Here is a 12,950-nt window from a genome sequence, read left to right as displayed (position 1 = left end):
GACGCGTCAAGAAAAACGCCCTCACAGGCAACCGCAAGCTTGTCCCATTGCGTCTCGGTCGCTTACGTTCCACACCAATCCGGACGGACGCCTAATCCTGCCGCCGCCCGGAGCCCGCACACACTCACCCGTGTATGGCAGGAGCGGGGGACCCACAGGTACGACGCCTGTTCCGGTTCCCGGAACGGCTTGGGGTTCAGCCGCACTTCGGCGCGGCCGGGCATCTCCAGCCCGCACCCGACAGCTCACCTCGCAGGCGCCGGAGAGGAATTCGCCATGCCCGCGAAGGGTAAGCATCGCCGCCCGAAGTCCCAGCGTTTCACCCGCTCCATCGCCGTCGCCGGAACCGGTGGGGCCGCCCTCGCCCTTCCGCTCATGGGGGCCGCCGGCGCCCACGCCGCGACCCCGCAGTCGGCTCCGGAAAAGGCCGTCCAGTCCGCTCCGGCCGCCGAGAAGAAGGCCGCCGAAAAGGCCACGGGTGCCCACGCGTACACCGTGAAGGCCGGTGACTATCTCGCGAAGATCGCCGACGACCAGAACGTCAGCGGTGGCTGGAAGAAGCTCTACAGCGACAACCGTGACGCCGTCGGCTCCGACCCGTCGCTGATCCACCCGGGCCTGAAGCTCTCGATCGGCAAGAAGGCGGCGAGCGCGCCCAAGACGCAGTCGTCCGCGCCCAAGGCGGCCGAGAAGCCCAAGGCGTCGGCTGAGAAGTCGTCCGCCTCCGAGTCGGCCCCGAAGGCCGACACCGCCGCGAAGCCGGCCGCCGCCAAGCCGGCCGCCGAGGCCTCCGGCTTCAGCCTCCCGGTGGACGGCGCCGCCGTCGGCACCCCGTACCACATGTCCGGCAGCATGTGGTCGAGTGGCTACCACACCGGTGTCGACTTCGTCGTCCCGACCGGCACCTCGCTCAAGGCCGTCGGCGCCGGCACGGTCGTCTCCGCCGGCTGGGGCGGCGCGTACGGCAACCAGGTCGTCGTCCAGCTCGAGGACGGCAAGTACGCGCAGTACGCCCACCTGTCCCAGCTCTCCGTCTCGGCCGGCCAGACCGTGACGGCCGGGCAGCAGGTCGGCCTGTCCGGTGCGACCGGCAATGTGACCGGACCGCACCTGCACTTCGAGATCCGCACCTCGCCGGAGTACGGCTCGGACGTGGACCCGGTCGCCTACCTGCGCTCGCACGGCGTCTCCGTGGGCTGACCCATCGCACGACCACCTGCCTGACACGCAGCCGAAGGCCGGACCCCGATCCCCGGGTCCGGCCTTCGGTGTGTGCGGCTGTCGATCGCCTCAAGGGATCGACAGGGGACGGCAGTTGGGACACAGTGATCCCGTCGTGAGTGCAAGCGCTTTCTGAAGGAGCTGTGTCCCGTGCCGACCACCCGCAGAACGTTCGGAGCCCTGGCGGCCGGAGCCGCGCTGGCGACCCTCGCCCCGTCGGGGAGCGCCCAGGCCGCACCCCGGCACCGCCGCCTCATCGCCCACGACGACTTCTGCCGCGGCCTCGGTCGGTGGGCGGCCGAACTCCAGGACGGCGGCTCCGTCACCGCCTCCCGCGGCGTCCTGGACATCGACGTACCGGGCGGAGCGACCGTCTGGTTCAGACGGCGTCTCGACGGGCCGTACGTCCTCGAGTACACCGCCACGCCCGTCTCCGAGGGCGGGATCAACGACCGGGTCTCGGACCTCAACAACTTCTGGAACGCGACCGACGTCCGCTCCCCGGACGACCTCTTCGCGACGCCGCGGGGCGGGGCGCTGGAGGAGTACGACCACCTGACGACGTACTACGCCGGGTACGGCGCCAACCACAACACCACGACCCGGCTGCGGCGTTACGTGGGCCAGGCCGGTGTGCGTCCCCTGATCCACGACTACACCGAGCCGCTGCTGGTCCCGGGCATGCCGAACCGGGTCCGGATCGTCTCCGACGGGTCGACGGTGCGGTGGTGGAACAACGGGCGGCTCGTCTTCGACTGCACCGATCCGCAGCCGTACACGAGCGGGCACTTCGCCTTCCGGACCGTGTGGAGCCACTTCCGGATCACGGGCTTCCGGGTCTGGCGACTGACCCCGCAACGTCCGTGAGGGGCGGCCTATTCCGGAGTTGGCGAACACTTTAAGAGTGGCTTATCTCACCGCCCGTCAACCCCTTCCTACGGTCGCGTAGGTCACATTCGAGGGTGAATCATGAGCGGCTGTGGCAGACGATTCGAAGAGTGACAGCAGAGCAGTGATCGGGTCGTACGTGGCGGTGGGGGACAGCTTCACCGAGGGCGTCGGCGATCCCGGCCCCGACGGGGCGTTCGTCGGCTGGGCCGACCGGTTCGCCGTGCTGCTCGCCGACCGCAGGCCCGAAGGCGACTTCCGGTACACCAACCTGGCCGTACGCGGAAAACTCCTCGACCAGATCGTGGCGAACCAGCTCCCGCGGGCCGTCGACATGGCCCCGGACCTCGTCTCGTTCTGCGCCGGGGGCAACGACATCATCCGGCCCGGCACCGACCCGGACGAGGTGGCCGAGCGGTTCGAGCAGGCCATCGCCCAGCTGGCCGCGGTGGCCGGCACGGTGATGGTGACGACCGGGTTCGACACCCGTCGCGTGCCCGTGCTCAAGCATCTGCGCGGCAAGATCGCCACGTACAACGGGCATGTCCGGGCCATCGCCGACCGGTACGGCTGCCCGGTGCTCGACCTGTGGTCCCTGCGCAGTGTCCAGGACCGCCGGGCCTGGGACGCCGACCGGCTGCACCTGTCGCCCGACGGCCACACGCGCGTGGCGCTCCGCGCGGGTCAGGTGCTCGGCATCGAGGTACCGGCCGACCCCGAGCAGGAGTGGCCCCCGCTGCCGCCCCGCGGCACCCTCGACATCCGGCGGGACGACGTCCACTGGGCGCGCGAGTTCCTGGTGCCGTGGATCGGACGCCGGTTGCGCGGGGAGTCGTCGGGGGACCATGTGACGGCCAAGGGCGCGCTGTCGCCGGAGGACATCAGGCTGCGGATCGGGTCGGTGGCGTGAGAATGCGGCTGTGCAGTGGTCTCGCACAACTGCTGCCCTAGCTGCGGGAATGCGTGCCGCTGGGGGCGGCACGGATGGGCGCGGTACCCCGCTCCGCCGGGTCGGCCGCTGACTCCAGGCCCAGTTCGCGGGCCAGCGCCTCCTCCACCCACTCCTGCGCCCGTGCCCGCGGCACCGCGCCCTCGTAGGACGTCAGCTGGACGGCGAGCCCGTCGAGCAGGGCGGTGAGGCGCAGGGCCGTGCCGTGCGGGTCGGGGCAGTGGAACTCGCCGGCCGCCACGCCCTCCGCTATGACCTCGGCGATGGCCGCCTTCCACTGCCGGTCGAGGTCCTGGGCGACCTCCCGCAGCGCGGGCTCGCGCAGCGCCGCCGCCCAGCCCTCGATCCACAGCCGCCAGCCCTTGGCCTGGCCCGTCGGGGCGTACCACCGTACGGCCGACCGCAGCCGGCGCAGCGCCGACGTACGGCGGCCCAGCAGCTTGTTCAGATGGGCGAGGTCGCCCTCCGCCGCGTGCCGGAACGCGGCGGCCACCAGTTGTTCCTTCGTCGAGAAGTGATAGAGGACCAGCGCGTTGCTCACACCGAGCACCGAGGCGATGTCGGCGATCCTGACCGCCGTCACGCCCCGTGCCTCGATCTGCTCGACTGCGGCCCGCAGCAGATCACCGCGCCGTTCCGCCACGCTCAACCGGACTCTCGTCACGCCGTCACCCTACACACGCGCGTGCACCCTCTTGACGTGTGGATTCGGCCGGTCCGGCAGGGTGCGCGTGGCTGGTTCGCCGTCCCTCAGCGGTACCAGCCGAAGCGTTCCGCGATCACCGGCAGGCGATCCGCAGCGATCGCGTGGGCGGCTGCTCGCGGCGTCGTCCCGTCGGCCTGCGCCCGGGCCAGCATCCGCTCGACCAGGCCCCGCATCGAGCCGCGGATGTGGGCGAACGCCTCCTCCGCGTCGGCGCCGATGTCCCCGAAGAGCGTCCACCACCACCAGGCGTTCGTCCCGGAGTTGACCACCACGTCCGGCAGCACGGTCACCCCGCGCGCGGCCAGCAGCGGCTCCGCCTCCGGTCGTACGGGCATGTTGGCCGCCTCGACGACCCAGCGGGCGGTGATCCGCTCCTGGTTCCCGGAGTCGATCGCGTACGAGACGGCCGCGGGTACCAGCAGGTCCGTGTCGGCCGACAGCCACGCGTCGCCGGGCAGGTCGCGGTCGCCGGGCCGCAGCGCGGAGCGGTCCACGGTGCCGTGGGCGTCCCGTGCGGCGAGCAGCGCCTCGACGTCCAGGCCCGCCGGGTTGGCGATCGTGCCCTTGAGGTCGGCCACGGCCACGACCGTGAGCCCCGCCCGGGCGAGGAAACGGGCCGTCGCCCCGCCCATGGTGCCCAGTCCCTGGAGGGCCACCCGCGTCCCCGCGTACGGCACACCGGCCCCGTCCAGGGCCGTGAGGGCCGCCTCGGCCACACCGCAGCCGCCGGCCAGCTCGTCGAGGCCGAGGCCGTCCACCTCGACCGCGAACGCGTCCCCGAGCCGGCGCCGCGCCTCGGCCTCGTCGTCCAGCAGCGGATACACGGCCTGGATGGAGGAGACCAGCCCCGCCTCGGCGGCGGCCCGGTCCACCAGGTCCTGGGTGAGTCCGAGGTCCTCGCCGGTCGTCCAGCAGCTCTCGATGTACGGACGCATCGCGCGCAGGTAGCGCACGAGCACGGGATACGCCTCCGGGTCCCGGGGGTCGCAGTCGATGCCGCCCTTCGCGCCGCCGAGCGGGACGTAGCGGCTCTCCGGGTCGTAGTGCAGGGCCTCCTTCATGGTCATCCCGCGGGCCAGGCCCGTGACCTCCTCCAGGGTGCAGCCCGCGCGCATCCGCAGACCGCCGCTGGCGACACCGCGCACCAGCCGGTCGACGACCAGAAAGCCCTGGTGACCGGTGAGGTGGTCGGTCCAGGTGAGGGACAGCAGGGGGCCGGCCATACGGGCTCCTTCGCCGGGGTCACTGAAGGGGTTGCTGAGGAAGTTACTGAATCACCGGTCAGTATCACCCTCGGAGGGACCCCTGTGCTCCGGTGTTGTCGGAGGGGCCGACCATAATGGAAAGCCTGACCGACTCCACCTGGAGGTACCGTGGCCGGTTTCCGTTCCCTGAGCACCGGGCTCCGTGCGCTGCGGCCCGGGGCGTTCGGCGCGGATCCGCGCGGTGAGCGCATGGCGCGCATCCGCAGATCGCCCCACTTCGCGGACGGGGTCTTCCAGAACCCCGGCGGCCCCGCGCGGACCCGGCCCTCGGGCTCCACCCTGGACTTCGCGAAGGTCTTCTTCGACAAGGAGACCCGGCCCCGCCGCAGCCCGAAGGGCCCGGTGCCGCTGCACCCCACCACCCTCGCCGACATCGCCAGGCCCCCGGCCACGGGGCTGCGGCTGACCTGGATGGGGCACTCCAGCGTGCTCGCGGAGATCGACGGCCGACGGGTCCTGTTCGACCCGGTGTGGGGCGAGCGCTGCTCCCCGTTCCCCTTCGCGGGACCCAAGCGGCTGCACCCGGCGCCCCTGCCGCTGGCCGCGCTCGGCCCGGTCGACGTGGTGGTCATCTCGCACGACCACTACGACCACCTGGACATGCCCACCATCAAGGCCCTGGCCGGCACGGACACGCTGTTCGCCGTGCCGCTCGGCGTCGGCGCGCACCTGGAGCACTGGGGCGTGTCCCCCGGCCGGCTGCGCGAGCTGGACTGGCACGAGACCACGAAGATCGGCGGCCTCGCCCTGACCGCCACCCCGGCCCGGCACTTCTGCGGCCGGGGCCTGCGCAACACCCAGCACACCCTGTGGGCCTCCTGGGTCGTCGCCGGGGAGGAGCACCGGATCTACCACAGTGGCGACACCGGCTACTTCGAGGGCTTCAAGGAGATCGGCGCCGAGCACGGACCGTTCGACGCCACGATGATCCAGCTCGGCGCGTACTCCGACTTCTGGCCCGACATCCACATGACGCCCCCGGAGGGGCTCCGGGCTCAGCTCGACCTGCAGGGAGGCAAGCCGCACGGCGTGCTGCTGCCGATCCACTGGGGCACGTTCAACCTCGCCACCCATGCCTGGGCGGAGCCAGGGGAGTGGACGAAGGACCTGGCCGGGGAGGCGGGACAGGACGTGGCGTTCCCCCGGCCGGGCGAGCCCTTCGAACCGGCTGGGAAGCTTCCCGGGGAGCCGTGGTGGCAGGCGGTGTCCGCACCCATCGCCCGTCCGTGGCGCGACACCACAAGGGAGGCCGCCGCACCGGCCACTCCGCCCGGAGTGACGCCCGTGCCGACGGCTCCGACCGCTCCGGCGGCTCCGGCGGCTCCGGACGGTCTCGACCTCGCGGGTGAGAAGTGATCGGGCGGCGCGGTGCCTCAGGGGTGGGGAGGTCCGCCGCCGGGGTCACGGCGCGTCATCGGTGACCGGCGGAAGCCCCGCGGAGCGCAAGGCCCTCTTGAGCGGGCCAAGATCGTAGATCCCCGTCAGGTCGGCCGATTCGAGCAGCCGCAGCCGGGCGGCGTGCCGGGCCTGGGCGCGCAGGGTCGGGGCCAGCGGGTCGTTCGTGAACGTGATGCCCTTCCAGGCGGCGTCGAGCACGGCGGCGGGAAGCGCCTGCCCCGTCAAGCGCTTGAGGTGGGCGCCGGCCGCGGTCCTGGCTTCCTCGGAGTGGTCGGCGATCCAGGCGTTGGCGGCGACGGAAGCCCGTACGACCGCGTCGACCACGTCCCGGTGCTTCGCCAGGAACCTGGGCGAGACGATGACGTTCGTCGTGACGAACCGGCGGCCGGGCCAGAGGTCCGCCTCGTCCAGCAGCACGCGCGCCCCCTCCGCGACCAGGATCGAGGCGGTCGGCTCGGGAACCCAGGCGCCGTCCAGCGAGCCGGAGCGGAAGGCGTCCACCGTCACCCGGTTGTCGGTGCGGACGAGGGAGACGTCGCCCCTGCCGGTCGCCGGGTCGATCTTCCACCCACGGCTCGCCGCCCAGTGCAGGAAGGCCACATCCTGGGTGTTGCCCAGTTGCGGCGTGGCGATCCGTTTGCCCTTCACCTCGTTCAGGGAGCGAACGCGGTCGGGGTTCACCACGAGCCGCACACCGCCGGAGGCCGCGCCCGCCACGATCCGCAGTGCGTCCCCGCCCGACCGCAGATATCCGTTGATCGCGGGCGACGGCCCGGTCCACGCGATGTCCACGGAACCGGCGTTGAGGGCCTCGATCACGGCCGGGCCGGCGTTGAAGCTGCGGGGAGCGAGCGCGGTGCCCTTCAGCTCCCGGGCGAAGAAGCCCCGCTCGAGGCCGACGAGTGCGGTGGCATGGGTGAGGTTGGGCAGATAGCCGATGCGCACGGTGTCGACGGAGAGTTTGGGCCCCCCGGCGGGTGCCCCCGCCGCGTCCGCCGTGACCGGCCGGTTCTTTCCGTATCCACAGCCCGCCAGCAGGCTCAGTGCGACGGTCAGCGCCACCGCTGCCGCGACCAGCCGGGTCAGGGGCACTGACGGTAACGGGGCAAGGCGCATGCGGGTCCTCGAGGTCAGGTGTGGAAACCGGCGGAAGGAGGGGAGGCGGCTGCGGGGACATGGGCCACGAGGCCGGGGCGCGCCACGTCGATCGGCCCGGTGAAGGCCCGGGCTGCCGCGCTCACGGCCGGCGCCCGACCGGTGCCCGGCCACAGATGGGTGAGAAGTAGCCGTGCCGCCCCGGCCGCCTCAGCGTACTCACCCGCCAGACGTGCGCTCAAGAGGAACTCCTCGTCAGCACGCGGGACTTGATCGACGTACGTCGCTTCGGACAGCAGCACGTCGGCGTCCCGCGCCAAGGCGGTCACCTCGGGACTGGGCCCGGTGTCCCCGGTGTAGGCCAGGGACATGCCGCCGGCGGTCAGCCGTACGCCCGCGTTCGGGACGAAGTGCGGCAGCAGGCGCGTGTCGACGCGGAAGGGGCCGGCCTCGAAGCTGTCGCCGCCCTGGAACTCGCGCAGTTCGAAGGAGCCCCTCAGCATCCCGGGACGGTCCAGGGAGAGTACGGCGTCGAGCGCTGAGGGCAGCGTGTACACGGGCAGGGGAGCCGGTGGCTCCTCGGCGAGGGCGCGGGCGCGCAGCAGGGGGTTGAGGTCGGCGCAGTGGTCCGGGTGCCCGTGCGTGACCAGGACGGCGTCGACCTGCTCGGCCGTCGCATGCTCCTGGAGCGCGGGGAACGTCGCGTAACCGGGGTCGACGAACAGGCGGAAACCCTCGCTCTCGACCAGATATCCGCTGCACGGCTGGTCCTTGACCGGCCATGCTCCGCAGCCGCCCAGGACGGTGAGGTGCATCATGCGGTGTTCCTGTTCAGACGTACGACCTGGTGAGTTGACGGGAATTCCGATCTTACGCCCGATCCGTGAGTGCTCGAACTCGGTGCGGTCAAGGGTGAGTCGGGGTTTTTGAGCGAATCGGCCGGTCGATGTCCCTTCACGGAGGCTTCTCGGACAATCGGATGGCCGACGCAAGCCGCAATGCCCACCGTTCCCCTCCGTCCGGAATACTTCCCTCCCTTTCTTTGCGGCGGCTAAGCGAAAGTAAACGTTATGAGCGATGCGAGTCCACGGGCGTGACCTGGGGCCACAGGGTGAGGTGATTGTTCTGTTCGCCCCTTTTCGTCATAAGGGGCACTTATCAGCACCGCGAGGGCGGTGAGGGTGCCGAAGGTGAAACATTCTTGGCTGAAAGGCGCCCTGGACGGATGGGGCAGAAGTTTCTTTGGTTGACATTGATGTCAAAGACTTGCAACGATTTGATCAACATTAGAGTCAGAGTTGTCCGTTGATTGCCAAAAATCATCGGCGGACAAGTGAGGGGATGACTGTGCAGCAACAGGTTCCGGATGTCAGCGGTATTCGGGCGGAAAGAGTCGTCGTTGTCTCGCTGATGAAATCCGGCACCCATCTCGTGCAGGAACTGATGCTGGCTCTCGGCTACAAGATCTACGGCCAGTCCAGGATTCCGCAGGAAATCCGGCCGGTTCTGGGTGGCGAGACGCGTGATCGCGTCGTGCGCATGGTGCACGGCGATCAGGCGGCCGACGCCCTGAAGGGGCAGGGGGAAGAGGCCTACCAGGCGGGCGCGGACCAGGCCTGGGAGGCGCTCGGCTGGGCCTGGCAACAGCGACTCGGAATGCCTCTGGTCAACCGCTACGGTGCTCAGCTCACTCATACCGAAGCCGTCGACAACGCCCTGCGGCGCACCTCCGACACGCCTTTCTCCTGGACGCCGGAGAACACCGCTTGGATCGTTCCGGAACTCGACATCAAGAAGGTCGACGGGAAATTCATCGAGGAATGGTCCCAGACCGGTGAGCCGCGAATCCTCTTCATGTACCGCGATCCCCGGGACATGGTTCTCTCGATGGTGAACTTCCTGCTCGGGAGGACCGCTCAGGGGTTCGGCAACTTCAGCGAGTTCCAGGTCTTCAACAACATTCTGGCCGCCAAGGGCTCCTTGGAGGAGCGCCTTCTCTACGCCCTGTCGGATCCGGCCTTCCCTGGCAGCGGTGACCATGAGCGGATGCTCTGGCTCCTGAACCACCCCAAGGTCTGCAACATATCGTTCGAGGAAATGGTGGGGGCGCAGGGCGGTGGCTCGGCCGAGGCCCAGCTCGACGTGGTACGGCGTGTGATCGAGTTCGTCGGCGCCGACGCGGACCCCGAGAAGACCGCTGACGGGATCTTCCGCAGGGACTCCTTCTCCTTCTTCAAGGGCCAGATCGGCAGCTGGCGGGAGGCGTTCACCCCACAGGTCGAACAGCTCGCGCACGAGCGCCTGGCCAAGGCCCTGGAGCTGTACGGCTACCCGGCCTGAACCCCGCCCTGGGCGGTCGCCCGCGGACTCTGTTCCCTCGTACGCCGAACCAAGGAGCTCCGAAGCCGCATGACAAAGGTCACCGACCGGACACGCACCCTCGTCCTCGTGATGAGACGTGGGCTGAGCACGTCTCCGGACCACGTTCAGACCCTGCTCGACCTGGACATACGGACCCACCTCCTCACCGTTGACACGGAGCCCTGGGCGAACGATCCCCGCTTCGCCTCCGTACTCCGGCTCCCGCACGACTCCGACCAGCGTGACTTCGTGAAGGCCGCCGTCGAGATCGCCCGGGAACGCGGCGCCTCCGCCGTCGTCACCTTCATCGAGCCTGACATCGAGATCGTCGAGGACGCCAACGCGGAACTCGGCCTCGACTGGGCGATCCCCGAGGCCGCCCGCATCTGCCGCGACAAGCTGCGCCAGCGGACGTTCCTGGCCGAGCACGACATCCCCTCGGTCTGGTTCCACCCGGTCACCGACATCGAGTCGGCCGTCGAGGCGGCCACCGCCCGAGGCCTGCCGCTCATGGTGAAGCCGACCCGGGCCGCCGCCAGCGACTGCGTCGAACTCGTCAGCGACGTGGACCGGCTGAGGGCCTCCCTCAAGGTGATTCAGGGCTACATCGAAAGCGGACGCAACTTCTACTTCTCCGGCTCCCCGGAGTCCTGGGCGGTCCTCGAGGAGTACCTGCCGGGCGAGGAGATCACCCTCGACGGCGTCGTACTCGACGGGCAGTTCGTCCTCGGCGGCGTCCACAACAAGAAGCACTCGGCCGGCCCGCACTTCGAAGAGGACCTGTACACGCTGCCGTTCAAGACCCCGGAGCACGAGGACGAGGTCGCCGGCATCGCCGCGAGCATCACCCGTGCACTCGGCGTGAAGCACGGCCTGTTCAACGCCGAGATGCGGCAGGACGCCGAAGGACGCTACCGGGTCGTCGAGTTCTCGATCCGCGTCTCCGGCGGCCACGTCTACCGGCACATCAAGGACGTCTACGCCATCGACTTCGTGCGTATGTTCCTGCGCGCGGCGTGCGGCGAGAGCGTCGAGGACATCCTCGCCCAGGAGAACCAGAAGCAGTCGCCCCGGATGACCGTGTGCGCCAAGGTCGTCTACCGCAACGGGCGGGTCGTGCGCAACAGCGTGGGCGAGGCCATGCACTCGCCGTACTTCCGCACGTACTTCCCGGTGGCCAAGCCCGGTACGGACGTCGTCTCCGGTGAGAAGGGCTTCGACTTCACCGGCCTGCTGTCCGTGTGGCACCCCTGGCAGCCCGGCCAGGACCCGGCCGTCGTCCACGACGTGGCCCGCGCCCTCGCGGAGAGGCTCGACGTGGAAGTCGTCGATGCCGGCGAGACGCAAGGGCAGAAGACTCCGTGACGGCGTCGCCCCACCACAGACGCCGCTGGGCCATCGGCGGCGCGATGCTGCCGGTGGCTCTCCTCACCGCGTCCTGCGGTGCCACCGCCACCGAGAAGGCCGCGTCACCGCTGGTCAAGGATGTCACGCTGGTGAAGGCCGGGAAGATCGTGGTCTGCACCAACGTGCCCTACGAGCCCTTCTCCTTCAGCCGGAACGGCAAGGTCGTCGGCTTCGACATCTCACTGATGGACAAGGTGGCCGAGCGGCTCGGGGTGAAGCAGGAGATCGTCGACATCGACTTCGACCCGATCCGGAGCGGCGCGGCGCTCAACTCCGGCAGATGCGACGTCGCGGCGGCAGGCATCACGATCACGGAGGAGCGCAGAAAGAACGTCGCCTTCTCGGACTCGTACTTCGACGAGGCGCTCAGCCTGATGAGCCCCGAGGGCAAGCCGGTGGCCACGCTCGACGAGGCCAAAGCCGGCAAGCTGCGCGTCGGTGTGCTGACCGGCACCACGAGCATGAAGGCCGCGGTGGACAAGGGCATCGAGCCTCAGGAGTACAAGGACTCCGGCAAGCAGCTCACCGCCCTGCGCTCGGGGAGCGTCGACGTCATCGTGCAGGACCTCCCCGTGGTCACCAGCTGGCTCAAGAAGCCCGAACTGGCCGGGAAGTTCACCGCCGGACAGCCCATCAGCACCGGAGCGCACTACGGCTTCGTGGTGAAGAAGAAGGGCAGTGAGCACCTGCTCAAGGTGCTCAACGAGGTGATCGCCGAAGCGAAGCAGGACGGCAGCTACGCCCGGCTCCACCAGAAGTGGCTCGGTGTCCCACCAAAGCAGAGCGCGACTTCCTGAGGGAGCCATGGCCAAGACGTCCGCAGCTCCCCTGAACCTCGACCCCGCACCCTCACCCTCCGCGACAGCCGGTTCCAGCCCGCGCCGCCGCAGACGCGTCAGCCTGACCGTGCAGTACGCGGTGTTCGTGATCGTCGTCGCCGCGCTGGCGCTGCAGGTCGACTGGGCCGCCGTCCAGGAGCACTTCCTCGACTGGGGCGTCGCCCGCGAGACCTTCCCCGACCTGCTCACGGTGGCGCTGCGCAACACCGTCCTGTACACACTCGCCGGCTACGTCCTCGGCTTCCTGCTCGGGCTCGTGCTGGCCCTGATGCGCCTGTCCTCCGTACCGTTGCACCGCTGGACCGCGCTGCTCTACATAGAGATCTTCCGGGGACTGCCGGCGCTGGTGATCTTCCTGATCATCGGCTTCGGGATCCCGGTCGCCTTTCCCGGATTCACGCTGCCCGGGGACATCTACGGTCAGGTGGCGCTGGCACTGGGCCTGGTCTCGGCGGCGTACATGGCCGAGACCTTCCGGGCCGGCATCCAGGCCGTGCCCAAGGGCCAGATGGAGAGCGCCCGTTGCCTGGGCATGTCGCACACCCGGGCCATGATCTCGATCGTGGTGCCGCAGGCCTTGCGCATCGTCGTGCCGCCACTGACCAACGAACTCGTCCTGCTCTTCAAGGACTCTTCGCTGGCGTTCGTCCTGGGGGTCACGGCGGCCACCACCGAACTCGCCAAGTTCGGCTCCGACGTGGCGGCCGACCAGGCCGATTCCACCCCGCTCGTGGTGGCCGGCCTCGGCTACCTCCTCATCACCGTCCCGCTCGGGATCCTGGTGCGCCGGCTGGAGAGCCGCCGCGCCGAAAGGGGTTGAC

The 12,950-nt window shown here is 69.8% G+C and carries 12 protein-coding genes and 1 riboswitch; of the genes, 8 read left to right on the top strand and 4 right to left on the bottom strand.

Translation table 11 applies throughout. The features are described from left to right. The first annotated feature begins 115 nt into the window (after positions 1 to 115). A riboswitch (cyclic di-AMP (ydaO/yuaA leader) is annotated at positions 116 to 272 on the top strand. A 4-nt stretch (positions 273 to 276) separates the two neighbouring features. The 3 genes from ACFT32_RS06135 to ACFT32_RS06125 all read left to right on the top strand — a co-directional run bounded on the left by ACFT32_RS06135 (position 277) and on the right by ACFT32_RS06125 (position 3,019). Further along, complete coding sequence (locus ACFT32_RS06135) at positions 277 to 1,200, top strand: peptidoglycan DD-metalloendopeptidase family protein (protein WP_382486321.1); 924 nt, start codon at positions 277 to 279, stop codon at positions 1,198 to 1,200. A 171-nt stretch (positions 1,201 to 1,371) separates the two neighbouring features. Continuing rightward, positions 1,372 to 2,088 (top strand): DUF6250 domain-containing protein, encoded by a 717-nt coding sequence (locus tag ACFT32_RS06130; protein ID WP_382486319.1) that lies wholly within the window; start codon positions 1,372 to 1,374, stop codon positions 2,086 to 2,088. A 145-nt stretch (positions 2,089 to 2,233) separates the two neighbouring features. Beyond that, positions 2,234 to 3,019 carry an SGNH/GDSL hydrolase family protein gene (locus ACFT32_RS06125; RefSeq protein WP_382487060.1) on the top strand — a complete coding sequence of 262 codons (786 nt, stop codon included), beginning with the start codon at positions 2,234 to 2,236 and terminating at the stop codon, positions 3,017 to 3,019. A gap of 37 nt (positions 3,020 to 3,056) precedes the next feature. Here ACFT32_RS06125 and ACFT32_RS06120 read toward each other — a convergent pair whose 3' ends face one another. Together ACFT32_RS06120 and ACFT32_RS06115 are read right to left on the bottom strand one after the other, a co-directional pair. Continuing rightward, positions 3,057 to 3,722 (bottom strand): TetR/AcrR family transcriptional regulator, encoded by a 666-nt coding sequence (locus tag ACFT32_RS06120; protein WP_382486317.1) that lies wholly within the window; start codon positions 3,720 to 3,722, stop codon positions 3,057 to 3,059. Between the two features lie 86 nt (positions 3,723 to 3,808). Then, positions 3,809 to 4,987 carry a Glu/Leu/Phe/Val dehydrogenase dimerization domain-containing protein gene (locus ACFT32_RS06115; RefSeq protein WP_382486316.1) on the bottom strand — a complete coding sequence of 393 codons (1,179 nt, stop codon included), beginning with the start codon at positions 4,985 to 4,987 and terminating at the stop codon, positions 3,809 to 3,811. Positions 4,988 to 5,137: 150 nt separating this feature from the next. Here ACFT32_RS06115 and ACFT32_RS06110 point away from each other — a divergent pair, with 150 nt between their 5' ends. Beyond that, positions 5,138 to 6,385, top strand: coding sequence for an MBL fold metallo-hydrolase (locus ACFT32_RS06110; protein ID WP_382486314.1), 1,248 nt, complete (start codon positions 5,138 to 5,140; stop codon positions 6,383 to 6,385). Between the two features lie 45 nt (positions 6,386 to 6,430). Here ACFT32_RS06110 and ACFT32_RS06105 read toward each other — a convergent pair whose 3' ends face one another. Both ACFT32_RS06105 and ACFT32_RS06100 read right to left on the bottom strand, forming a co-directional pair. Then, the gene (locus ACFT32_RS06105; protein WP_382486312.1) at positions 6,431 to 7,543 is read right to left on the bottom strand and encodes an ABC transporter substrate-binding protein; all 1,113 of its coding nucleotides are present in this window, start codon (positions 7,541 to 7,543) and stop codon (positions 6,431 to 6,433) included. Between the two features lie 14 nt (positions 7,544 to 7,557). Further along, complete coding sequence (locus ACFT32_RS06100) at positions 7,558 to 8,340, bottom strand: MBL fold metallo-hydrolase (protein WP_382486310.1); 783 nt, start codon at positions 8,338 to 8,340, stop codon at positions 7,558 to 7,560. A gap of 523 nt (positions 8,341 to 8,863) precedes the next feature. Between ACFT32_RS06100 and ACFT32_RS06095 the strand changes: the two genes are divergently transcribed. The 4 genes from ACFT32_RS06095 (at position 8,864) to ACFT32_RS06080 (ending at position 12,949) form a co-directional block, all read left to right on the top strand. After that, positions 8,864 to 9,862 (top strand): hypothetical protein, encoded by a 999-nt coding sequence (locus ACFT32_RS06095; RefSeq protein ID WP_382486308.1) that lies wholly within the window; start codon positions 8,864 to 8,866, stop codon positions 9,860 to 9,862. Positions 9,863 to 9,931: 69 nt separating this feature from the next. Continuing rightward, a complete protein-coding gene (locus ACFT32_RS06090) occupies positions 9,932 to 11,248 on the top strand; it encodes an acetyl-CoA carboxylase biotin carboxylase subunit family protein (RefSeq protein ID WP_382486306.1) in 1,317 nt (438 codons plus the stop codon). Then, entirely contained in the window at positions 11,245 to 12,087 is an 843-nt protein-coding gene (locus ACFT32_RS06085) for an ABC transporter substrate-binding protein (protein ID WP_382486304.1), read from the top strand. The genes ACFT32_RS06090 and ACFT32_RS06085 overlap by 4 nt, the downstream gene beginning before the upstream one ends. Before the next feature lie 7 nt (positions 12,088 to 12,094). Then, positions 12,095 to 12,949 (top strand): amino acid ABC transporter permease, encoded by an 855-nt coding sequence (locus ACFT32_RS06080; protein WP_382486302.1) that lies wholly within the window; start codon positions 12,095 to 12,097, stop codon positions 12,947 to 12,949. Position 12,950 lies beyond the last annotated feature (1 nt).

The organism is Streptomyces sp. NPDC057002, from assembly GCF_042673825.1.
In the GTDB taxonomy this organism is placed as follows: domain Bacteria; phylum Actinomycetota; class Actinomycetes; order Streptomycetales; family Streptomycetaceae; genus Streptomyces.
The sequence above is the reverse complement of the archived record's forward strand: the minus strand, read 5'-3'. Positions and strand labels throughout refer to the sequence as shown.

Excerpts from the sequence above, each read along its gene's own strand:
- ACFT32_RS06135 (WP_382486321.1), top strand. The coding sequence starts at position 277 with ATGCCCGCGAAGGGTAAGCATCGCCGCCCGAAGTCCCAGCGTTTCACC.
- ACFT32_RS06115 (WP_382486316.1), bottom strand. The coding sequence starts at position 4,987 with ATGGCCGGCCCCCTGCTGTCCCTCACCTGGACCGACCACCTCACCGGT.
- ACFT32_RS06105 (WP_382486312.1), bottom strand. The coding sequence starts at position 7,543 with ATGCGCCTTGCCCCGTTACCGTCAGTGCCCCTGACCCGGCTGGTCGCG.
- ACFT32_RS06100 (WP_382486310.1), bottom strand. The coding sequence starts at position 8,340 with ATGATGCACCTCACCGTCCTGGGCGGCTGCGGAGCATGGCCGGTCAAG.
- ACFT32_RS06095 (WP_382486308.1), top strand. The coding sequence starts at position 8,864 with ATGACTGTGCAGCAACAGGTTCCGGATGTCAGCGGTATTCGGGCGGAA.
- ACFT32_RS06090 (WP_382486306.1), top strand. The coding sequence starts at position 9,932 with ATGACAAAGGTCACCGACCGGACACGCACCCTCGTCCTCGTGATGAGA.
- ACFT32_RS06080 (WP_382486302.1), top strand. The coding sequence starts at position 12,095 with ATGGCCAAGACGTCCGCAGCTCCCCTGAACCTCGACCCCGCACCCTCA.